At 64.5% G+C, this 19,648-nt stretch carries 21 protein-coding genes; 12 read left to right on the top strand and 9 right to left on the bottom strand.

The window, feature by feature from the left end; genetic code table 11:
* Positions 1-64 precede the first annotated feature (64 nt).
* Both ACODS2_RS22200 and purU read right to left on the bottom strand, forming a co-directional pair.
* Complete coding sequence (locus tag ACODS2_RS22200; RefSeq protein WP_489000678.1) at positions 65-466, bottom strand: VOC family protein; 402 nt, start codon at positions 464-466, stop codon at positions 65-67.
* A 208-nt stretch (positions 467-674) separates the two neighbouring features.
* Positions 675-1,529 carry a formyltetrahydrofolate deformylase gene (gene purU / locus ACODS2_RS22195; RefSeq protein ID WP_489000677.1) on the bottom strand — a complete coding sequence of 285 codons (855 nt, stop codon included), beginning with the start codon at positions 1,527-1,529 and terminating at the stop codon, positions 675-677.
* A 169-nt stretch (positions 1,530-1,698) separates the two neighbouring features.
* Here purU and ligM point away from each other — a divergent pair, with 169 nt between their 5' ends.
* The 3 genes from ligM to ACODS2_RS22180 all read left to right on the top strand — a co-directional run bounded on the left by ligM (position 1,699) and on the right by ACODS2_RS22180 (position 4,816).
* Positions 1,699-3,096: a vanillate/3-O-methylgallate O-demethylase gene (gene ligM, locus ACODS2_RS22190; RefSeq protein ID WP_489000676.1), complete on the top strand. Its 1,398-nt coding sequence runs from the start codon at positions 1,699-1,701 to the stop codon at positions 3,094-3,096.
* A 173-nt stretch (positions 3,097-3,269) separates the two neighbouring features.
* Positions 3,270-4,151: a methylenetetrahydrofolate reductase gene (locus tag ACODS2_RS22185; protein WP_489000675.1), complete on the top strand. Its 882-nt coding sequence runs from the start codon at positions 3,270-3,272 to the stop codon at positions 4,149-4,151.
* The gene (locus ACODS2_RS22180; RefSeq protein ID WP_489000674.1) at positions 4,148-4,816 is read left to right on the top strand and encodes an alpha/beta fold hydrolase; all 669 of its coding nucleotides are present in this window, start codon (positions 4,148-4,150) and stop codon (positions 4,814-4,816) included. The genes ACODS2_RS22185 and ACODS2_RS22180 overlap by 4 nt, the downstream gene beginning before the upstream one ends.
* A gap of 151 nt (positions 4,817-4,967) precedes the next feature.
* Here ACODS2_RS22180 and ACODS2_RS22175 read toward each other — a convergent pair whose 3' ends face one another.
* Both ACODS2_RS22175 and ACODS2_RS22170 read right to left on the bottom strand, forming a co-directional pair.
* Positions 4,968-5,888, bottom strand: a complete 921-nt coding sequence (locus ACODS2_RS22175) for an SDR family NAD(P)-dependent oxidoreductase (protein ID WP_489000673.1) — start codon at positions 5,886-5,888, stop codon at positions 4,968-4,970.
* Entirely contained in the window at positions 5,885-6,814 is a 930-nt protein-coding gene (locus ACODS2_RS22170; protein ID WP_489000672.1) for an SDR family NAD(P)-dependent oxidoreductase, read from the bottom strand. The genes ACODS2_RS22175 and ACODS2_RS22170 overlap by 4 nt, the downstream gene beginning before the upstream one ends.
* A 161-nt stretch (positions 6,815-6,975) precedes the next feature.
* Between ACODS2_RS22170 and ACODS2_RS22165 the strand changes: the two genes are divergently transcribed.
* The 8 genes from ACODS2_RS22165 (at position 6,976) to ACODS2_RS22130 (ending at position 14,984) form a co-directional block, all read left to right on the top strand.
* Positions 6,976-8,373 (top strand): MFS transporter, encoded by a 1,398-nt coding sequence (locus tag ACODS2_RS22165; RefSeq protein WP_489000671.1) that lies wholly within the window; start codon positions 6,976-6,978, stop codon positions 8,371-8,373.
* Between the two features lie 68 nt (positions 8,374-8,441).
* On the top strand, positions 8,442-9,179 hold the full coding sequence (locus tag ACODS2_RS22160; RefSeq protein WP_489000670.1) for a nuclear transport factor 2 family protein: 738 nt from the start codon (positions 8,442-8,444) through the stop codon (positions 9,177-9,179).
* Positions 9,180-9,303: 124 nt separating this feature from the next.
* Positions 9,304-10,734 (top strand): NAD-dependent succinate-semialdehyde dehydrogenase, encoded by a 1,431-nt coding sequence (locus ACODS2_RS22155; RefSeq protein WP_489000669.1) that lies wholly within the window; start codon positions 9,304-9,306, stop codon positions 10,732-10,734.
* A gap of 122 nt (positions 10,735-10,856) precedes the next feature.
* The gene (locus ACODS2_RS22150) at positions 10,857-11,912 is read left to right on the top strand and encodes an amidohydrolase family protein (protein WP_489000668.1); all 1,056 of its coding nucleotides are present in this window, start codon (positions 10,857-10,859) and stop codon (positions 11,910-11,912) included.
* A 15-nt stretch (positions 11,913-11,927) separates the two neighbouring features.
* The gene (locus tag ACODS2_RS22145; RefSeq protein WP_489000667.1) at positions 11,928-12,773 is read left to right on the top strand and encodes an NAD(P)H-binding protein; all 846 of its coding nucleotides are present in this window, start codon (positions 11,928-11,930) and stop codon (positions 12,771-12,773) included.
* Positions 12,770-14,356, top strand: coding sequence for an MFS transporter (locus tag ACODS2_RS22140; RefSeq protein WP_489000666.1), 1,587 nt, complete (start codon positions 12,770-12,772; stop codon positions 14,354-14,356). The genes ACODS2_RS22145 and ACODS2_RS22140 overlap by 4 nt, the downstream gene beginning before the upstream one ends.
* 65 nt (positions 14,357-14,421) lie before the next feature.
* Positions 14,422-14,700, top strand: a complete 279-nt coding sequence (locus tag ACODS2_RS22135; RefSeq protein ID WP_489000665.1) for a CopG family ribbon-helix-helix protein — start codon at positions 14,422-14,424, stop codon at positions 14,698-14,700.
* On the top strand, positions 14,697-14,984 hold the full coding sequence (locus ACODS2_RS22130) for a type II toxin-antitoxin system RelE/ParE family toxin (RefSeq protein WP_489000664.1): 288 nt from the start codon (positions 14,697-14,699) through the stop codon (positions 14,982-14,984). Before ACODS2_RS22135 ends, ACODS2_RS22130 begins: the two co-directional genes overlap by 4 nt.
* Before the next feature lie 6 nt (positions 14,985-14,990).
* On the opposite strand, the gene ACODS2_RS22125 is transcribed toward ACODS2_RS22130, so the two are convergent.
* The 5 genes from ACODS2_RS22125 to ACODS2_RS22105 form a co-directional block, all read right to left on the bottom strand.
* The gene (locus tag ACODS2_RS22125) at positions 14,991-15,326 is read right to left on the bottom strand and encodes a hypothetical protein (protein WP_489000663.1); all 336 of its coding nucleotides are present in this window, start codon (positions 15,324-15,326) and stop codon (positions 14,991-14,993) included.
* A gap of 40 nt (positions 15,327-15,366) precedes the next feature.
* On the bottom strand, positions 15,367-15,720 hold the full coding sequence (locus ACODS2_RS22120) for a hypothetical protein (protein ID WP_489000662.1): 354 nt from the start codon (positions 15,718-15,720) through the stop codon (positions 15,367-15,369).
* A 31-nt stretch (positions 15,721-15,751) separates the two neighbouring features.
* A complete protein-coding gene (locus ACODS2_RS22115; RefSeq protein WP_489000661.1) occupies positions 15,752-16,213 on the bottom strand; it encodes a DUF3237 domain-containing protein in 462 nt (153 codons plus the stop codon).
* Complete coding sequence (locus tag ACODS2_RS22110; protein WP_489000660.1) at positions 16,210-17,439, bottom strand: serine hydrolase domain-containing protein; 1,230 nt, start codon at positions 17,437-17,439, stop codon at positions 16,210-16,212. Before ACODS2_RS22110 ends, ACODS2_RS22115 begins: the two co-directional genes overlap by 4 nt.
* 65 nt (positions 17,440-17,504) lie before the next feature.
* Entirely contained in the window at positions 17,505-18,974 is a 1,470-nt protein-coding gene (locus ACODS2_RS22105; RefSeq protein ID WP_489000659.1) for a lignostilbene-alpha,beta-dioxygenase, read from the bottom strand.
* 95 nt (positions 18,975-19,069) lie between these two features.
* Here ACODS2_RS22105 and ACODS2_RS22100 point away from each other — a divergent pair, with 95 nt between their 5' ends.
* Positions 19,070-19,546, top strand: a complete 477-nt coding sequence (locus tag ACODS2_RS22100) for a Saro_0803 family transcriptional regulator (protein WP_489000658.1) — start codon at positions 19,070-19,072, stop codon at positions 19,544-19,546.
* Positions 19,547-19,648 lie beyond the last annotated feature (102 nt).

Below are 19,648 nucleotides of genomic sequence, written 5' to 3'. Positions count from 1 at the left end.
TGGGGGCTTAAACTCGTTTCGTCATTCCCGCGAAGGCGGGAATCCAGAGCGTACAACCGCTCGCTCAATCCCCGAAGAAATTGAGTTCCAGCAAAACGTTGTTGGGATCGCTCACGAAAATCTGCCTGAGGCCGATGGAGGCCACGGTGTTGAGCTGGAAGGGCGTGCCCAGCGCGCCGACGCGCTCCATCAGTTCCTCGTAGCCCGAGCAATTGAGCGCGACGTGGTGCACCGCGCCCGTCAGCGCGCCGGGTTCGACGGGGCGGTCGAAGGCGCGGGGGCAATCGACCGAGTTGATGTGGACGATCGCTTTGCCACCCGCGTCGTACATCCACTGCGCGTTGTCCGGCGTCAGCGGCGGGGGGGCGTTGCGGCGTTCGAGGTTCAGCAGCGCCTTGTAGAACTCGGCGGTTACATCGAGCTTGTCGGTGATCACGTTGACGTGATCGAGCCAGTTGACCTGCATTGCCTGCTCCCTCGTTCATCGACTTAGAGGATTACACGTTGATCAGTTTCCGTCGCCTCGTGCTCGACACGGGGCTTGGCTGAGGTTCCGGCGTTGCGCCAGAGAAAGAAAGCCAAGGCCCGGATCAAGTCCGGGCCGACGATACTATCTTGTGCCGTCCTACTCCAATGCTCTCTCCCCTGACGGAGAGAGAGCAAGCGGGAATTGATCAGCTGCGGAACACCACCGTCTTCGTGCCATTGAGCAGCGCGCGGTCTTCCAGATGGAGGCGCACCGCTTCGGCGAGCACGCGGCGTTCCACGTCGCGGCCCTTGCGGACGAGATCATCCGGCGTGTCGGCGTGGGTCACAGTCGTCACGTCCTGGTGGATGATCGGGCCTTCATCGAGGTCGGTCGTCACGTAGTGCCCCGTCGCGCCGATCATCTTCACGCCGCGCGCATGGGCCTGGTGATAGGGCTTGGCGCCCTTGAAGCTCGGCAGGAACGAGTGGTGGATGTTGATGCAGCGGCCGTTGAGGAACGAGGCCATGTCGTCCGAAAGGATCTGCATGTAGCGCGCCAGCACGACGAGCTCGGCGCCGGTTTCGTTCACGATCGCCTTAACCTGCGCTTCCTGCTGCGGCTTGGTGTCCTTCGTGATCGGCAGGTGGTGATAGGGCACATCGCCCAGCAGCGTGATGTTGAGCGCCTCCTTGGGGTGGTTGCCGATGATCGCGACGACATCCATCGGCAGTTCGCCGATGCGGGTACGGTAGAGCAGATCGCCGAGGCAGTGATCGAACTTGCTGACCATGAGCACGGTGCGGCGCTTCTTCGAGCTATCACGCATCGTCCATTGCATGCCGAACTGCTGCGCCACCGGCGCGAAGGCGCTGCGCAGCGTATCCTGATCGCCCGAGCCCGGATCGAGCACGACGCGCATGAAGAAGCGGCCGCTTTCGGTATCATCGAACTGCTGCGCCTCAAGGATGTTGGCGCCGGCCTCATAGAGGTTGCCGGTAACCCGGGCGACGATTCCGGGCTTGTCCTCGCACGAAAGCGTCAGGATCACTGGTGCAGTCATTCAATCTCTCCCTAGAGCCGCAGGCCCCATAGAGCGTGCGGGCGTTGGCTGCCAGCCGTGCATTCCCTTCTCATGGGGGCTGCACAATTTGGCATTGCGAATCTGCCCTGATATTGTATGTGTTGCATACAAATTTCAACCAGCCATTTTTTTCATCGGGAGAGATAACGTGGCAGCCAACCTCGAAGAGGTCCTCCAGGGCCAGTCCAACATCGTCGAAATGCTGCGCAACTCGCAGCTTGGTGCCTATGTCTACCCGGTGGTGGCGCCGGAGTTTTCCAACTGGCGCAGCGAGCAGTGGGCATGGCAGCACAGTGCGGTGCTGTTCGACCAGTCGCACCACATGGTGAACCTCTATATCCGCGGCAAGGATGCGGCGAAGCTGCTGTCGGACACGATGATCAACAGCTCGAAGGGCTGGTCGGTCAACAAGGCCAAGCAATATGTGCCGACGACGCCTTATGGCCACGTGATCGGCGATGGCATCATCTTCTGGGAAGAAGAAGAAAGCTTCACCTACGTCGGCCGCGCACCGGCTTCGAACTGGCTGCGCTATCACGGCGCGACGGGTGGCTACGATGTCGAGATCGAGCTGGATGACCGTTCGCCGATGCGCCCGATGGGCAAGCCCGTCACCCGCAAGGAATGGCGCTTCCAGATCCAGGGTCCGCAGGCGTGGAACGTGATCGAGAAGCTCCATGGCGGGCCGCTGGAGCAGCTCAAGTTCTTCAACATGAGCACCATGAACATTGCCGGCAAGACGGTGCGCACGCTTCGCCACGGCATGTCGGGCGCGCCGGGTCTCGAAATCTGGGGCCCTTATGCAGAACAGGAAGAAATCCGCGCCGCCATTCTGGAAGCGGGCAAGGAATTCGGCCTGATCGCTTGCGGCAGCCGCGCCTATCCTTCGAACACGCTGGAATCGGGCTGGATCCCCTCGCCGCTGCCGGCGATCTACACCGGCGAAAAGCTCAAGGGCTTCCGCGAGTGGCTGGGCGCCGACAGCTATGAGGCGACCGGCTCGATCGGCGGCTCGTTCGTGGGCGAGAGCATCGAGGATTACTACCTCAACCCATGGGAGCTGGGTTACGGCCCGTTCGTCAAGTTCGACCATGATTTCCACGGCCGCGAGGCGCTGGAGAAGCTGGACCCCGCCGCGCAGCGCAAGAAGGTGACGCTGGCGTGGAACCCCGAGGACATGGCGAAGATCACCGCTTCGCTGTTCAACCCGGATGGCGATCAGTACAAGTTCTTCGACGTGCCGCTGGCGAACTATGCCTCGTCGAACTACGACCGCGTGGTTGATGCGGGCGGCAGGACGGTCGGCGTTTCGATGTTCACCGGCTATTCCTACAACGAGAAGCAGGCGCTTTCGCTGGCGACGGTTGATCCGGAAATCCCGGTCGGCACCGAAGTGCGCGTGGTGTGGGGTGAGCCCGATGGCGGCACGCGCAAGACCACGGTCGAGCCGCACAAGCAGATCGAAGTACGCGCGATCGTCTCTTCGGTGCCCTACAGCCGCGTGGCGCGTGAAAACTACGCCGAAGGCTGGCGCACCGGGCGGTAATATCGGGCGGTAAACTCAGCAAGCGGGTTCTTGGCCCCCTCCCGGAGGGGAGGGGTTGGGGAAGGGGGTTCGACCTTTCCTGCAAGCGCCGCGCACCCCCACCCAACCTCCCCCGATCCTTCGACAGGCTCAGGAGGGAGGGGCAGGTTCGCGTGATTTGAGGAACGCAGCTTATGGCCGCAGCACTGATCCATCCCAACTGGGACAAGCCGCCGCTCGGCGTGACCGACGGCTTCAGCCTCGAAATGACCGCGAAGGACGAGGCTTCGCTGCGCGAGGCTGCGCCGCTGATCCCGATCGATACGCCGATTGCCGTGACCTTCCTGCCCGGCGAGGATGTCGCCGCGCGGGTCAAGGCGACGGTGGCGGTGCGCGAACTTGGCTTCGAGCCCATGCCGCATTTTTCGGCGCGGCGGATAACTTCGGAGGATGACTTCGAGGGCTATCTGAAGGCAGTGGTCGAGCAGGCGGGCGTTTCCCGCGCCTTCATCGTGGCGGGCGATCCGCCCGAGCCGGTGGGGCCCTATTTCGATACCTCCGCCCTGATTGCAACCGGCGCGTTCGAGCGCAGCGGGATCAAGGCCATTGGCATCGGTGGCCATCCCGAAGGGCATCCCAACATGACCGAGCAGCAATGCTGGGACGTGCTGCTGAAGAAGGCCAACGAGATCGAGGCGCGCGGGATGGCGCCGCTGATCGTGACGCAATTCGGCTTCGATCCGGACGCATTTCTCGCCTGGCTGCTCAAGCTGCGCGCACTGGGGATCGATGCGCCGGTGCGGATCGGCGTGCCGGGTCCGGCCGGAATCAAGCGCCTGCTGTCCTTCGCTGCGCGCTGCGGCGTGGGGGCTTCGACCTCGGTGCTGCGGAAGTACGGGATTTCGGTCACCAACCTTCTCGGCAGCGCCGGGCCGGACAAGCTGGTCGATGCCTTTGCGCGGGGGCTGGGGCCGCAGCATGGCCGCGTGCGGCTGCACTTCTATCCCTTCGGCGGCATGGTGAAAACGCTGGAATGGATCCACGGCTACAACGCGAAACACGGGATTTCGGCATGACGGACTATGTTCTCGTCCACGGCGCCTGGGGCGGAAGCTGGGGTTATGACCGGGTGGCGGGCGAACTGCGCGCTGCGGGGCACCGCGTGGTGCTGGTGCAGCTGACCGGGCTCGGCACGCGCAAGGGTGAGTTCCACCCCGGCATCACGCTGACGACGCATATCGATGACGTCTGCAATCAGATTGCCTCGGCTGGTCTGGACCGCTTCGTGCTGGTCGGCCATTCTTATGGCGGGATGATCGTGACAGGCGTGGCGACGCGGCTAGGCGGACGGATCTCGGCGCTGGTCTATCTCGATGCCTTCCTGCCGCAGGACGGCCAATCGCTGTGGGACCTGACCGGCGAGTGGGAGCACAACCACTATATCGGCAGCCAGAAGTTTACCCCTGGCGCAGTCGCGCCGCTGCCAGGCGCGGTGCACCCGCTGCTTTCACCGCATCCGCTGCTGACCTTGGTGGAAGCGGTGAAGTTCACCGGCGAGGAAGCCAAGGTCGGGCGGCGGATCTATGTCTTCGCCAATGCCTGGGAGCCGACGCCGTTCCGCAAGTTCGTGGCGCGGGTGAGCAGCGAAAAGGGCTGGGAATACCACGAGGCCAAGGCAGGCCACGACGTGATGGGCGATCAGCCGGAGCAGACGCTGCAGATCCTGTTGGGCTGCGCCTGAGGGCAGGCTAACCCTTTCCGTTCGTGTCGAGCCCCTCGACTTCGCTCGGGATAAACTTCCGGCCCGTGGGCCGGAAGTCGAGACACCTGACGCAGCGCTTGGTGTCTCGACTTCGCTCGACACGAACGGATGTGAGTAGCAGATCCGTGACCTAGAAGTCCGCCGCGCGTGATTTGGCGCGGGCCTGCGCAAACGCATCGCGGCGGAACTTCTCGAACGCCACGCGCTGGTCATGGCCGGGGTCTTTCGGGTAGTCCTGATATTCCGCGATGATCTCGTCGAAGATTTCGCGCATCTCTTCCTTGTGATCGGGATGGCTGAAGATGTGGAGGCGGTTCGCCTTCATCGCCTCGATCACGCGCGCGCCGATCACGTCGGGCTCCATGCCGAATTCGTGGATGCCCGCAAGGCGCTCGACGGCCTCGGAATTGACCGGCTTCATCGCGCCCTTGAGTTCGTCCGGGCGGATATCGTCGCTGGCGTAGATGTAGCTTTTGACGAGACCCGGGCAGAGCACCGAGACACCGATTTCATAGTGCAACAGCGAGTAGTGCAGCGATTCCGATAGGCCGCGCACCGCGAACTTGGTGGTGTTGTAGATGCCGGGCGTGCCTGCCGCCAGGAAGGCAGCCATCGAGGCGGTGTTGACCACGTGGCCGCCCTTTTGCTCGCCAGCCTTCACGCGTTCGACCATGCGGGGAACGAAGGTCATCACCCCGTTGATCACGCCGTGGAGGTTGACGCCGAGGAGCCAGTCCCAATCGTCGAACGAGCTTTCCTCGATCGGCTGGAACAGGTTGACCCCGGCGTTGTTGCACAGGATCGAGACGGGGCCGAACTTGGCTTCGACCTCGTCCGCCGCCGCCTTGAAGCCATCGCGGCTAGCGACATCGAGCTGGACGCCCATGACCTCGCGGTTGTCGAGGCTCTTCAGCGCCTGATCGATCGAATCCTGCCGGATATCGGCGATGGCGACCTTGCAGCCCTCATTCAAAAGTTGGCGGACGAGCCCGATGCCGACGCCGTTGGCGCCGCCGGTGACGAAGGCGGTGCGGCCTGCGAAGTCTTTCATGCGGCGTCTCCTGCACGCTTGGTTTTCAGCGCATCCTGCCGCGCGATTTCGGCGGTGATCGCCGGATTGCGGAACAGCATCGCGAAGGTCTGCTTGTATTCAGCATTTTCGGGAAGGTGCGTTTGCACGGCCGCCGTGGTTGCCTCTCCGCGCTCGCGCACGCCGGTGAGGAACTCGCTGTGGGTGAGGATGTAGAGTTCGTCGTTGAGGATGCCCTCGAGCACGCGCTGCCCGACTTCCTCCTTGGTCTGGTAGAGGTGCATGAAATTGCCGCCGGAGGCGCGGCGCTTGTCAGCTTCGGCATAGCCGGTTTCGGCCAGATCGGTGGGGCGGGTCTTGCCCGCGTCGGCGATGTTCGATTGGACCGCGCCCGGGCAGAACGCTGAGCAGATCACGCCGCGCGCTTCCAGTTCGGGGCGCATGCATTCCATCATCGCGGTGACGGCGGCCTTGCCGGCGGAATAGATCGTGGTGCCGCCAACGGGCACGAGCGCCGACATCGAGGCGGTGTTGACGATATGGCCGCCTTCACCGTGGGCCAGAATGCGCGGCAGGATTGTGACGATGCCATTGATCGAGCCGCCCAGATTGACGCCCATGACCCAGTCCCAATCGGCAAAGGTCGCAAGCTCGGTCGGGCCGACGACGGCGACACCGGCGTTGTTGCACAGGATGTGGATCTTGCCGAACTTCGCCTCGGCAGCATCGGCGCCGGCGGCAAAGGCGGCGCGATCGGTGACGTCGAGCTTCAGCGGCAGCACGCGTTCGCCGCCTGCGAGTTCGGCTTCCGCGGCGGCGAGATGGTCGTCGCGGATATCGGCGATCACCACGTTCATGCCGGCGCCGAGCAGCGCCTTGGCGATGCCGAGGCCGATGCCGCTGGCGCCGCCGGTGATGAAGGCTGTCTTGCCGGGGAGGTTCTGCATGATCGCTCTCCTGGAGGCCGGGGAGCCTTCCATGACTCCACCGATTGTTAGATTGCCTTTTCTATTCACCACGCCGAGATTGTATGCAAGACTAACAATTGTTCGAGACGAAAAAGGCTCCGGCGATTCAGTCACGCGGCCATCGGACGAGAGGAGTGACAATGGCAGGTCCGACGGTTTTGGCCGATCCGGTGGCGATCGAAGCCGCTGGCGCAGAGCGCGAATGGCCTTCCACTGGGGCGGCTTATTGGGCGCTGACGGTGATCGTGCTGGCGACCTTCATGACCTTCTTCGATGCGGTGACGTTCGGCATGCTGGCCGAGCGGATCAAGCACGATTTCGGCCTGACCGATTCGCAACTGGGCTTCCTCGCCGGTCCGGCGAGCATCATCTGCTATCTCTTCGTGGGCATCCCGCTCGCGCGGCTCGCCGATATCTATCCGCGCAAATATGTGCTGGCGGGCGGGGCTGCGGTGGTCGGCCTCATCATTTCGCTCGGCGGACTTGCGCAGAGCTTTACGCAGTTCGTGGGCAGCCGGGTGTTTCTGGCGGCGGGTGGATCGGCCCATGCGCCCTCGTCGTACTCGCTGCTCGCTGATGCCTTTCCGCCCAAGAAGCTGACGCGCGCCTTTGCGCTGCTGCAGTTCGGTTTCATCGGCGGGACGGTGCTGGGACCGCTCATCGGCGGGGCACTGGTGGTGATGAGCGCGGGCTGGGCGCCGACCACGTTGGGACCGCTGACGATCCGGGGCTGGCAGTGGATCCTGATCGTGATGGGGCTGCCGGGCCTGCTCGTGGGGCTGCTGTTCCTGACTGTGAAGGAACCTGCGCGGCTCGCCCCCGCGCCCGATGCGCCGCAAGTGCCGGTGGATGCCGGATTCGGGCGGCGCGTGCTGACTTTCATGGGCCTCGATGCGCTGCGCGCCATCAATGCCAAGCCGCGCGTCTACTATCCGCTGTTCGGCGCGCTGGCGCTGAGCGCGGTCGAGGTGTTCGGCCTGCAGTTCTGGCGCGTACCATTCATGGTGCGCACCTTCGGCTGGGACGAAGCGCAGATCGGCGCAGCGCTGAGCGTGACGGTGCTGGCGGGATCGCTGGCGGGCCTGCTGCTGGGCAGCGTGATGGTCGAATGGCTGGCGAAGCGGCACAAGGACGCGAACGTACGCGCCGCAGCGATCTGCTTTGCCGGTACGACCGTGAGCACGATTGCCGCGATCCTGATGCCGACGCCCTGGGCTTCAATGATCCTGTTCGGCATCTCGGGCATGTTCGGCATGGCGGGAGCGGTGCCGCAGAACGCCGCCGTCCAGCGTGTTGCGCCCAATGCCATGCGCGGGCAGGTGACCGCGATCTATCTGTTCATGTTCACTTTCTTCGGCGCGATGGGCAGCTTCGTGGTGGGCCGCGTGCAGGACGTGGTGATCGGCGATCCGCACCAGCTGTGGAAGGCGCTGCTGATCACCGCAGGCACGCTGCTGCCGCTCGCCACGCTGCTGATGGTACGCGCGATTCGGCCCTACCGTGAGGAAGTGGAGCGGCTGGAGCTCGCCGGGATCTGAACTGCGCCGTTGACAGCACACCGCCTCGCCGCGATTGTTAGGTATACAAACTAATTGGGAGACTCTGGATGTCCGAAGACCGTATCGCCGCGCTGGAAGGCAAGCTGGCCGAGCTGGAGCGCCGCCTCACCGTGCGCGAGGACGAGCTCGATATCCGCAAGCTGCAGCACCTCTACGGCTACCTGATCGACAAGTGCCTTTATCTGGAGACGGCGGACCTGTTCACCGATGACGGCGAGGTGCGCTTCTTCGGCGGGATCTGGAAGGGCAAGGAGGGCGTCAAGCGGCTCTATTGCGAGCGGTTCCAGAAGCGCTTCACTTATGGCAACAACGGGCCGATCGACGGTTTCCTGCTCGATCACCCGCAGCTGCAGGACATCATCCACGTGCAGCCCGATGGCGTGACAGCACTCGCCCGCGCGCGTTCGATGATGCAGGCGGGGCGGCACAAGGACTACGAAGGCGATGCCCCGCATCTCAAGGCGCGCCAGTGGTGGGAAGGCGGCATTTACGAGAACACCTACAAGAAGGTGGACGGGGTGTGGCGCATCCACATCCTCAACTACATGCCGCAATGGCACGCCGATTTCGAACATGGCTGGGCCAACACGCCGCACGAATATGTGCCGTTCCCCAAGGTGACTTATCCCACCGACCCGACCGGGCCGGACGCGCTGATCGAGGATCACTGGCTCTGGCCGACGCACAAGCTGGTGCCGTTCCACATGCCGCATCCGGTGACCGGCGAGGAAATCGTGGCGCAGCGCTGGCAGGGTGATATCGATCGGGAAAAGGCGCGGGGCTGATACCTCGAACCCAATAGTCCCGTTCGTGTTGAGCGAAGTCGAGACACCAGACGCAGCGCACTGTGTCTCGACTTCGCTCGACACGAACGGTTGGGGGGATTGATGCTCCCAAAGGAGAGGCTGCGTGACCACATACCCATCGCTTCACATGATCATCGCCGGGGAGCGCATCTCCGGCGGAGGGCGCCGCACCCATGCGGTGGTCAATCCGGCCACGGGCGAGACCATCGGCGAGCTGCCGCTGGCCGATGCCGCCGATCTCGACCGCGCGCTGGAAGCGGCGCAGCGCGGCTTCAAGCTGTGGCGCAAATCCACGCCGCAGCAGCGCGCGGCGGTGCTCAACGGCGCGGCGCGGCTGCTGCTGGAGCGGCAGGAAGACCTCGCGCGGATTGCCACGCTGGAGCAGGGCAAGACGCTGGCCGAATCGCGGATCGAAGTGCTGATGAACGTGGGGCTGTTCCAGTTCTACGCCGGGGAAGTGTTCCGCATCTATGGCCGCGCACTGGTTCGGCCGGAGGGCATGCGCTCGACCGTGACGCACGAGCCGGTCGGCCCGGTCGCGGCTTTTGCGCCGTGGAACTTCCCGCTCGGCAACCCGGGCCGCAAGCTGGGCGCACCGATTGCGGCGGGCTGTTCGGTGATCCTGAAAGCAGCGGAGGAAACCCCGGCTTCGGCGCTCGGCGTATTGCAGTGCCTGCTCGATGCGGGGCTGCCGCCCGAAGTGGCGCAGGCCGTGTTCGGCGTGCCCGATGAAGTGAGCCGGCACTTGTTGGGCTCACCCGTAATCCGCAAGCTGAGCTTCACCGGATCGACGGTGGTGGGCAAGCACCTCGCCAAGCTCGCCGCCGAGGACATGAAGCGCACGACGATGGAACTGGGCGGGCACGGCCCGGTGCTGGTCTTCGGCGATGCGGACATGGACCGCGTGCTCGATACCGTCGTCACCCAGAAGTACCGGAATGCCGGGCAGGTTTGCGTGAGCCCGACGCGCTTTATCGTCGAGGAAAGCGTCTACGACCGCTTCCGCGAGGCCTTTGCCGATCGGGCGAAGGCGATCACCGTGGGCAACGGGCTGGACGAGGCGACGCGGATGGGGCCGATGGCCAATCCTCGCAGGCCCGAGGCGATGGACCGGCTGATCGGCGATGCCGTGCAGCGCGGCGCGCGGCTGCATACCGGCGGCGAGCGGGTCGGCAATGCCGGGTTCTTCTATGCGCCTTCGGTGCTGTCAGACATTCCGCTGGATGCCTTGATCATGAACGAGGAGCCGTTCGGTCCCGTCGCGCTGATCAATGCCTATGCGGGCGAGGAGGCGATGATCGCCGAGGCGAACCGGCTGCCCTATGGCCTTGCGGCATTCGCCTGGACGCAGGACGGCAAGCGCCAGCAGCGGCTGGCGCGCGAGATCGAGGCGGGGATGGTGGGCATCAACACCAACATGATCGCCGGCGCGGATTCGCCCTTTGGCGGCGTGCGCTGGTCGGGTCACGGCGCGGAAGACGGGCCGGAAGGCGTGCTGGCGTGCATGGTGACCAAGGCCGTGCACGAGGGATAGGTTCGGGTGTGGTGCTTCGACAAGCTCAGCACGAGCGGTTTTTCTTTTTGTCGTGAGCACTACCCCCCGCTCATGCTGAGCTTGTCGAAGCATGTCGCGCAACAGACGCGAAAGAGGATGACATGACAGACGAACTCAAGACCGGCGGCGCCCAAGGCTACTTGCGCATCGCCACCGAGGAAGCCTTTGCCACGCAGGAACAGATCGACGTGTTCCTGCGCATGATCCGTGATGGCACGGCAGACAAAGGCATGGTCTCGCTCTGGGGCTTCTACGCCACCAGCCCTTCCGAACGGGCGATGCAGATCATGGAGCGGCTGCTCGATCTGGGCGAGCGGCGGATTGCCGACATGGACAGGGCGGGGATCGACAAGGCGATCCTCGCGCTGACTTCGCCGGGCGTGCAGCCGATGCTGGATGTGGACGAGGCCAAGGGCATTGCGACGCGGGCGAACGACCGGCTGGCTGAGGCCTGCGCGAAGTATCCCGACCGCTTCATCGGGCTGGGCACAGTTGCGCCGCAGGATCCGGAATGGTCGGCCGCGGAGATCCGGCGCGGGGCGAGTGAGCTGGGCTTCAAGGGCATCCAGATCAACAGCCACACGCAGGGCGAGTATCTCGACGATCCCAAGTTCGATCCGATCTTCCGCGCGCTCGTGGAGGTGGGACAGCCGCTTTATATCCATCCCGCCACATCGCCCGACAGCATGATCGGACCGATGCTGGAGGCTGGGCTCGACGGCGCGATCTTCGGCTTCGGGGTGGAGACGGGGATGCACCTGCTGCGCCTCATCACCATCGGTATCTTCGACAAGTATCCCGATCTGCAGATCATGGTCGGGCACATGGGCGAGGCGCTGCCCTATTGGCTCTACCGGCTGGACTATATGCACCAGGCAGGCGTGCGCTCGCAGCGGTACGAGCGGATGAAGCCGCTCAAGAAGACCATCGCCGAATACATGCGCTCCAACGTGCTGATCACCAATTCGGGCATGGCGTGGGAACCCGCGATCAAGTTCTGCCAGCAGGTGGTGGGCGAGGACCGGGTGATGTACGCGATGGACTATCCCTACCAGTATGTGGCCGACGAAGTCCGCGCGATGGACGCGATGGACATGAGCCCGGAAACAAAGAAGAAGTTCTTCCAGACCAACGCCGAGCGCTGGTTCAAGCTCTGAGCGCAGGAGACAGATATGTACGCGATTGCAGGTGCTTCGGGCCAGCTTGGGCAGCTCGTGCTGGCGGGGCTGATCGAGAAGGTCGGCGCGGACAAGGTGGTGGCGCTGGTGCGCACGCCGGCCAAGCTGGCGGAGGCGGCAGCCTCCGGCGTTTCGGTTCGGGCCTTCGACTATGATGCGGTGGACGCGGCGGCGCTGGCGGGCGTGGAGCGGTTGCTGCTGATCTCGGCCAACGAAGTGGGCAAGCGCGGGCCGCAGCATCAGGCGGTGATCGATGCGGCCAAGGCGGCAGGTGTGGGCCTGATTGCCTATACCTCGATCCTTCATGCGCCCACCTCGACCATCGGTCTTGCCGAGGAACATCGGGCGACCGAAGCGGCGCTGGCGGCGAGCGGGCTGCCATACATGCTGCTGCGCAACGGCTGGTACAACGAGAACTATACCGGCGCGCTCGGCCCCTCGATCGAGCACGGCGCGATCATCGGGGCGGCTGGTGCGGGGCGGATCTGCTCGGCCAGCCGTGCAGACTATGCGGCGGCGGCGGCAGTGGCTGCGCTGGTCGACGGTGCGGATGGTGACGTCTACGAACTGGCGGGCGACGAAGCCTTCACAATGGCGGACTTTGCCGCGCATGTTGCGCGGATCGCCGGGAAGCCGGTCGCCTATGTCGATATGAGCCAGGCGGACTATGCGGCCGCCCTTGAAGGTGTGGGCCTGCCCGGTTGGCTGGCCGCGATGCTCGCCAATTCGAGCTATGCCTCGAGCCAGGGAGCGTTGTTTGATGACAGCCACACGCTTTCGCGCCTGATCGGGCGGCCGACGACGCCGATCGCCGATACGATCGCGGCGGCCCTCGCTTGACCGCGCCCAGCCTGCCGACGGCTGTCGCCAAAGGCGGGCGCTATGCGCTCGTCCTGCTGGCGCTGACGCAGGCGATGAGCCTGCTCGACCGGCAGATCCTTGCGATCCTCGCGCCTGCGATCAAGAAGGACCTCGGCGTCGGCGATGCCGAGATGGGGCTGCTCTACGGCACGGTCTTCGCGCTGTTCTACGCGCTGTTTTCGCTGCCGGTGGGGCGGCTGGCCGATGGCTGGGTGCGCACGCGGCTGCTGGCGATCAGCCTGCTGTTCTGGTCTGCCGCCACCGGCCTTGCGGGGCTGACGACCAGCTTTGCCATGCTCGCACTCTCGCGGCTTGGCGTGGGGATCGGCGAAGCGGCGACCTCACCAGCGGGTACGTCGCTGCTCTATGATTATTGGCCGCGCCAGCAGCGCGGGTTCGTGATGGCGGTCATGGCTTCGGCGATTGCGCTGGGGCTGGGCGGGTCGCTGATTCTCGGGGGTCTTGCGGCGAACTGGTGGGATGTCGCGCATCCCGGGGCGGCGTTGCGCGGCTGGCAGTTTGCCTTCCTCGTCGCCGCCGCGCCCGGTTTCGTCCTCGCGGCGTTCCTGTGGACCTTGCGCGAGCCGGAGCGCGGAGTGATGGACGGCATCGCAACGCCGCCCGATCCGCGCCCGTTTGCTGCCAGCCTCGAAATGCTCGGTGCAGTGACGCCGGGCTTCCACCTCATCGTGATGCGCGCGCGCCGCGCCGCCCCGGCGATGATCGCGCGCAACCTCGTGCTGATGGGCGTGATCGCCGCGGTCATGGTCATGCTGATCGTCGCAAGTACCGCGATTTCGCCCCGGCCGCCGCTGGTGTTCGGCAGCATGGCCATCAATCCCCACGCGCTGCAGTGGGCGGTGATCGGCTTTGGTCTCGTCGTGATCGTCAACCTCGTACAGAGCGTGAGCCTCTCCGACCCGCAGGCCAGCCGGGTGATCCGCGGTTCGCCGACGGTGATGATGTGCATGGCCGTGGGCACGCTGCAATCGGTGCTGAACTACGGCATGATGGCGTTCAACCCCACCTTCCTGATCCGCACCTACCACCTCTCGCTGGGCGAGACGGCGCTGAAGTTCGGCCTGCTTTCGGCGGGCATGGGCATTGTCGGGCCGCTGCTGTGGGGGCCGCTGTCTGACTGGCTGCAAAAGCGCTGGCCGGGCTCGGGCCGCGCGGGCGTAGCGCTGTTCGCGATGACGGTTTCGCCGCTGATGTCGCTCTGGGTCTATACTTCGCCCGATGCGGAAACCTTCTTCTGGCGCTTCCTGCCCTACAGCTTCATCCTCACCGGCTGGATGCCGCCGCTCTATGCGATCATGTACGAGCAAGTCCTGCCCCGGATGCGCGGGCTGACCTCGAGCCTCTACCTGCTGGTGATGACGATCCTGGGGCTTGGCATCGGGCCTTATGTGGTGGGGCTGCTCTCCGATGCGACGGGCAACCTTCGTTTCGCCATGCTCAGCATCAACTGGGTGGCCGTGCCGATCGCGGTGCTGATGGTGCTGATCGCGCGGCGTGCAGAGCGTGACGAGCAGGGCCTGCTGGCTCGGGCGGCAGGGTAGGGGACTATGTTAATCCCGCAAAACATGCTACTACGTCAGTACGTTGTAACACATTGAGGTCTGCCATGACCGAAGCGACCTTTACCTTCCGCGTGGAAGAGCAACTCAAAAGTGCCTTTGCCCAAGCGGCCAAAGCGCAGGATCGCACGGGTGCCCAGCTCCTGCGAGATTTCATGCGCGAGTTTGTCCGCAACCAGCAGCAGATGGCGGAGCATGACGCATGGTTCCGCAGGGAAGTTCAGACAGGCATTGAGGCGGCGAATGCGGGCGATCTGATCGCGGCAGATGAAGTTGAGGCCGAAGCGGCGGTCTGGCGGAATACGGTGCGGCGCAAGTCTGCGTGAACTTGTTCTGGACCGGTGCCGCGCTGGCAGACCGGCGCGCCATTCGTGATTACATTGCGGAACGCAATCCAGCTGCGGCGCTTGCCTTGGATGAACTCATGTCGGCGCGTAGCAGTCAGCTATCTTCGCACCCAGCGATGGGGCGGCCCGGGCGCGTAGTGGGGACCCGCGAATTGGTGCTCCACCCCAACTACATCCTGATCTACGACGTGACAGCGGATAGCGTTCGCGTGTTGCGCATTCTTCACGCTGCGCGGCAATGGCCGCCGCGTGACGGCGCGTGAACCGCCCTACCGCCCCTTCTTCGCGGTCCCCGCGCTGAAATCGGGGTCCTTGTTCGCCACCCAATCGACGAACTTGCGCACCGCCGGGTTGGCGAGGAGCTGATCCACGTCCATCCCGGCGCGCTGCAGTTCGGAATTGGTGAAGTTGGTGATCAGCGTGTTCTGGCAGATTGCGTGCATCGGCACGGTCTCACGCCCGCCGCGGCTCTTGGGCACGGGGTGATGCCAGACCACGGTGGAGCCGCAGGGGCGGCCGCAGAGCCAGCACGGCGGCGGGGGCGCGGCCTCGGGTGCCTCGTCCTCGTCCTCTCGCCAACCGCCTTTGGAATGCTTGCGGGCCATGCGTGTGCCTTTGGTTCAGCAGCAGAATTGCGCCGCGGCTCTACTCCGGTTCGGCTTCGGCCGCCAGACGCTCCAGCCAGGCGCGGGCCTGTTTCGGCTCACCCACTGCCTGCGCGCGTACCGGTCCCCGTGCGGCGAGGAACTGCTGGTGCAGCGCGAAGGGTTCGTCCAGCATCAGCTGCTCGCGCAATTCGGCGATCTCATCGGCCAGCGCCTCCAGTTCGGCGACTGCCGGCGCAGCACGGGCGCGGTCGTGGCGGTCCTGGCGGTGGTCGAACAAGCCCCAGCTCCCCGCAGCGGTCACCTTGAGCGCGGTGATCAGTGCTTCGCGGTAGTCTGCCTCCAGCCCCTCGCGGCGGCGGTCGAGGCGTTCGAGGCGGTCGGCACGGGCCACGGCATTATCCTTTCGGGGCGCGGCAGGCAGCTTACAATACCCGCCATACCCACAGCTTTATCCCCAGGGGATAGCGCGCGCCGGAGCAGATGAAAATGGAGCGGTTCATCCAGTCGTAGGGGCCTTCGGGTGCGATGAATTCGGGCACGGTGCGGAAGTAGTAGGCGGACGGGTCCACCTCCTCGCCAGCCGCGAGCCGGGCCATGACCTCGGGCGGGCCATGGCGCAGGCCGCGATTGCGGATCTGGATCACCACACCGTCATCGGTTTCGAGCGCGTAGATCGCATCGGCCACCGTCACGCCGTCGTGGCGGGTGAGCTGCCAGTCTGCCGCGTTGCCGATCAGCCTGCCCTTGATGCGCGGCCCTTCGACGCGCCCGCCGCCCACGATGGGGATGATTCGCCGCGTGCCGTCATACGTCGCGCCAATGGCGACCGGCGGTTCGAGATCGCCGGCCGCTTCATAGACGAATTCGAGATCGGGCTTGATCATTTGGCTGCAGGCGTGCGCACGATGGCGTGGAAGTAGTCCAGCACTTCCGGGGTCAGCCACTCGGGCTCGACCGGCGGATTGTAGCTCAGCTTCACGATCACTGTGCGCGTCTGGGGGTGGACGTAGATGAACTGGCCCGCAAGGCCGACCGCGCTGTAGGCACCGGGTTCGTCGTCCACCTGCCAGGTCTGGAAGCCATAGCCCTTGAACTCGGCCTTCTTGGCATAGTCCGCAGTGAAGGGGATCATCGTGGTCATCTGGCCGACCCACCCGGCGGGGATCACCTGCCTGCCATTGACCTTGCCGCCATCAAGCATCATCTGCCCGATCCGGCCAAAATCGCGCAGCACCGCGTTGTAGCCCATGCCATTGAGCGCGCGGCCGTTGCCCGGTGGGCCATCGGCCATCCAGAACGCGCCTGCTTCGGCGCCCAGCGGACCCCAGAGGCGGCTGGTGGTGTAGGTCTCCAGCTTTTCGCCGGTCGCGCGCTCGAGAATCCAGCCCAGCACGGCGGTATCGAGCGTGGCATAGTTGAAGGTGCTGCCGGGCGCGGTCTTCTTGCCAATGGTCACGGCAGGATCGGCAAAGCGCATCTGGTTGCGCACGATCGCCTTCATGTGGATTGTCGCGGCAAGGCTCGGGTTCGCGCCGAAATCGTAGCGTTCTTCGTAGTCGACGCCCGAGCGCATCTGCAGGATCTGGCGGATCGTGGCATCCCCGTAGCCACCCGCCTTGAGCTCGGGCACGTAATCGCCCGCCTTGTCATCCAGCGAGCGGATCTTGTGTTCATCGAGCGCGATGCCGACGAGCAGCGCGGTGATGGTCTTGGCCATCGAGAATGAGATGAAGTGCGTCGCCGCGTCAGACTTGTTGCGGTAGTCCTCGAAAACGACCTTGCCGTCCTTCATCACCAGCAGGGCGTTGGTGAAAGTGCGATCGGCCCAGGCCGCATAGGGCATTGTCGCGCCACCCGACTGGTGCTGCGGCATGGCAAGCGGCGCGCCGGTGGCGAGCGGCGCAACCGGGCCGGAGCGCGGCACATCGCGGCTTTCGAAGACATTGTTCGTATCGCGGAAGGTGAAGCTGTTGATCGCCGGATTGAGCCACTGCTCGCGCATGGAGATGACGGCGGCGGAGGGGCCTGCCGGTGCCGTCTGCGCGGAAGCGGCCATAGGGGCCAAGGCAACACTTGCTGCCAGAACGGCATGCCACAGGCGGATCGACATCAGATTCTCCCTCTCCGGTTATTGTTATGCTAAATAGCAATAACCGGAGAGGGCGGGAAGGGGTTTCAGGCGGCGAGCCCGATTTCGTCCGAATTTGCCCAATTGCCATGCAGGCCGAAGCGCAGGCGGATGGGGATCTGCACCGTGGCGACGGGGCCTTTGGCAATGTCCAGCGCATCGAAGATCAGCAGGTCGCTGCGGTGTTCCTCCAGCCGGTTGCAGACCTGGAGGATCCAGCCGTCGCCTTCGGGCGCGTCCTTGCTGCGGGGGACGAAGCAGGGTTCCTGCAGGCTGCTGACCGCGCCGCACCACCAGTGCTGTTCCGCGCCGGTTTCGAGGTCCTTGTGGAACAGGCAGTTCATGATGAGCCCGCCGGCACTGCCGCCCTTGAGCTCGACCGGGCGGCGGACATCCATTTCGAGGAACCAGCCGTGGCGCGTTTTCTGTCCGGTAAAGCGGTCGTCGATGCGCGGGAATTCGCCCATCGAATCGGAGAGCTTGTTGATTTCGGCGAAATCCTCGCCGTTAGACGCCAGATCGACCACCCAGTCGGTGGGATAGCTCATCGCTTCCATCCCGCTGAACGGCGCGCCGTGTACGTCCGGGAAGAACGGGAACATGTTGTTCTTCGCCTCGCAGGTGACGAAGTGGACTTTCGTGCCGTCCTGCCAGGCGTTGAGCACGTGGCTGGCGAAGCAGTTGCCCCGCTTGAACCAGCGGATATCGGCCTGCGCCACCCCGTCGCGGCGGGGGATCACGCCGAGATAGACTGGCATCGTGGTGTCGAAGCCGAAATGCGGCTTGCCTTGCTCGAGCCGCTCCCAGCTGCCGATCGAGGGGACGATGTGGAGCACGAGGTAATCCTCGGTGATCCCGAAATCGTGCATCATGCAGTAGTAGGGCACCTTGAACCACACCTCGCGGATGAGATCGCCGGCGGGGCTGACTTCCATGTAGGTCACGTCATCGGTGCACAGGCCGCTGGCGGCGTAGCCGATGGCGACCATGTTGCCGGTCTTCGGATCGACCTTGGGATGCGCGGTGAAGGTCTGCCCGGTCATCTTCCCGCCGAACTTCTCATAGCCTTCGGTTTCCATCGTCGCCGGGTCCATGACGAGACCGGGGCTGTCTTCCTTGAGCGCCCAGAGCTTGCCGCCGAAGACGAAGGCGTTGGTGTTCGCCGTGCCGCGGATCTCGCCCTTCACGGCCTCATCATCCGTCAGCGGATTGCGGTAGGCGCCGAACAGGCCCTTGCCGGCCGCATTTTCCAGCTTCCACTTGTCGGTCTTGGCCCAGCGCTGGCAGAAATCGACCTGGCCATCATGGATGTGGAAGCGGGTGATCATGCCATCGCCGTTGAAAGCGATATCGTCCCCCAATCGCGGGGGAAATTGCGGGTCGGGCTGGACGCGGAAGAATGCGCCGTTTAGCTCTTTGGGGATCGTGCCTTCGTGCGCGAGGTCGGCGATGTCTGCCTCGATCCGCGAGGGTGTGTTGAACCCGGTGAAGCTCGGACTGTTGGGGAAATGGGCCACGGGGTCCTCCTCTCACGTTTTTGCTTGGGGTTCGATTGTAAGTGTTGCTAACGAATAGGCAAGGCGCAACTAACGGCGTTGATGGGGATGCGGCATTGATCAAGGACAAGTTTGCCGATGCGGTGACTGCACCGCCGCCACCTGAGGGCGAGGCCGATATCGGCGCGATCAAGGACATTCTGGGTTTCCACATCCGCCTCGCGCATGGGGCCTGCTTGCGCCACTTTACCGAGACGTTCACCGATCTCGATCTCACGCAGAAGCAGGTCTCGGTGCTGTGGCTGGTCGATGACCATCCGGGCATCGCGCAAACCGATCTCGCGCAACGCCTGCGGATGGACCGGGCGACGACCATGGCGATCATCAACCGCTTGCAGGCCAAGCACTTCCTGCGCCGCGACCGGTCTGACAAGGACGGCCGCAAGCAGGCGCTGTTTCTGGAGGAACCGGGCAAGGCCATGCTCGCCCGCGCCAAGCATGCGATCGGCGAGCACGAGGCCTGGGTGAAGAGCCGCTTCAGCGACAAGGAAGTGCGCCAGCTGATCGAACTGCTTTCGCGGATCCATGAGTGAAGGCGATTTCGGTCCTTGGATTTCCTCAACCCCGCTCACCCTGAGCCTGTCGAAGGGTGCTGGCGCAACGGTCGAGTATGATGCTTCGACAAGCTCAGCATG

The sequence above is a fragment of the Novosphingobium sp. FG137 genome (assembly GCF_057809735.1).
Note: the sequence above shows the minus strand (reverse complement) of the source record. Positions and strands in the feature narration are given on the sequence as shown.

What these genes read in the sequence shown, in the direction of transcription:
- ACODS2_RS22160 (WP_489000670.1), top strand. Translation starts at nt 8,442, where the DNA reads ATGTCCGAAGACCGTATCGCCGCGCTGGAAGGCAAGCTGGCCGAGCTG.
- ACODS2_RS22150 (WP_489000668.1), top strand. Translation starts at nt 10,857, where the DNA reads ATGACAGACGAACTCAAGACCGGCGGCGCCCAAGGCTACTTGCGCATC.
- ACODS2_RS22135 (WP_489000665.1), top strand. Translation starts at nt 14,422, where the DNA reads ATGACCGAAGCGACCTTTACCTTCCGCGTGGAAGAGCAACTCAAAAGT.
- ACODS2_RS22175 (WP_489000673.1), bottom strand. Translation starts at nt 5,888, where the DNA reads ATGAAAGACTTCGCAGGCCGCACCGCCTTCGTCACCGGCGGCGCCAAC.
- ACODS2_RS22180 (WP_489000674.1), top strand. Translation starts at nt 4,148, where the DNA reads ATGACGGACTATGTTCTCGTCCACGGCGCCTGGGGCGGAAGCTGGGGT.
- ACODS2_RS22145 (WP_489000667.1), top strand. Translation starts at nt 11,928, where the DNA reads ATGTACGCGATTGCAGGTGCTTCGGGCCAGCTTGGGCAGCTCGTGCTG.
- ACODS2_RS22200 (WP_489000678.1), bottom strand. Translation starts at nt 466, where the DNA reads ATGCAGGTCAACTGGCTCGATCACGTCAACGTGATCACCGACAAGCTC.
- ACODS2_RS22170 (WP_489000672.1), bottom strand. Translation starts at nt 6,814, where the DNA reads ATGCAGAACCTCCCCGGCAAGACAGCCTTCATCACCGGCGGCGCCAGC.
- ACODS2_RS22185 (WP_489000675.1), top strand. Translation starts at nt 3,270, where the DNA reads ATGGCCGCAGCACTGATCCATCCCAACTGGGACAAGCCGCCGCTCGGC.
- ACODS2_RS22125 (WP_489000663.1), bottom strand. Translation starts at nt 15,326, where the DNA reads ATGGCCCGCAAGCATTCCAAAGGCGGTTGGCGAGAGGACGAGGACGAG.
- ACODS2_RS22110 (WP_489000660.1), bottom strand. Translation starts at nt 17,439, where the DNA reads ATGTCGATCCGCCTGTGGCATGCCGTTCTGGCAGCAAGTGTTGCCTTG.
- purU (WP_489000677.1), bottom strand. Translation starts at nt 1,529, where the DNA reads ATGACTGCACCAGTGATCCTGACGCTTTCGTGCGAGGACAAGCCCGGA.
- ACODS2_RS22115 (WP_489000661.1), bottom strand. Translation starts at nt 16,213, where the DNA reads ATGATCAAGCCCGATCTCGAATTCGTCTATGAAGCGGCCGGCGATCTC.
- ACODS2_RS22165 (WP_489000671.1), top strand. Translation starts at nt 6,976, where the DNA reads ATGGCAGGTCCGACGGTTTTGGCCGATCCGGTGGCGATCGAAGCCGCT.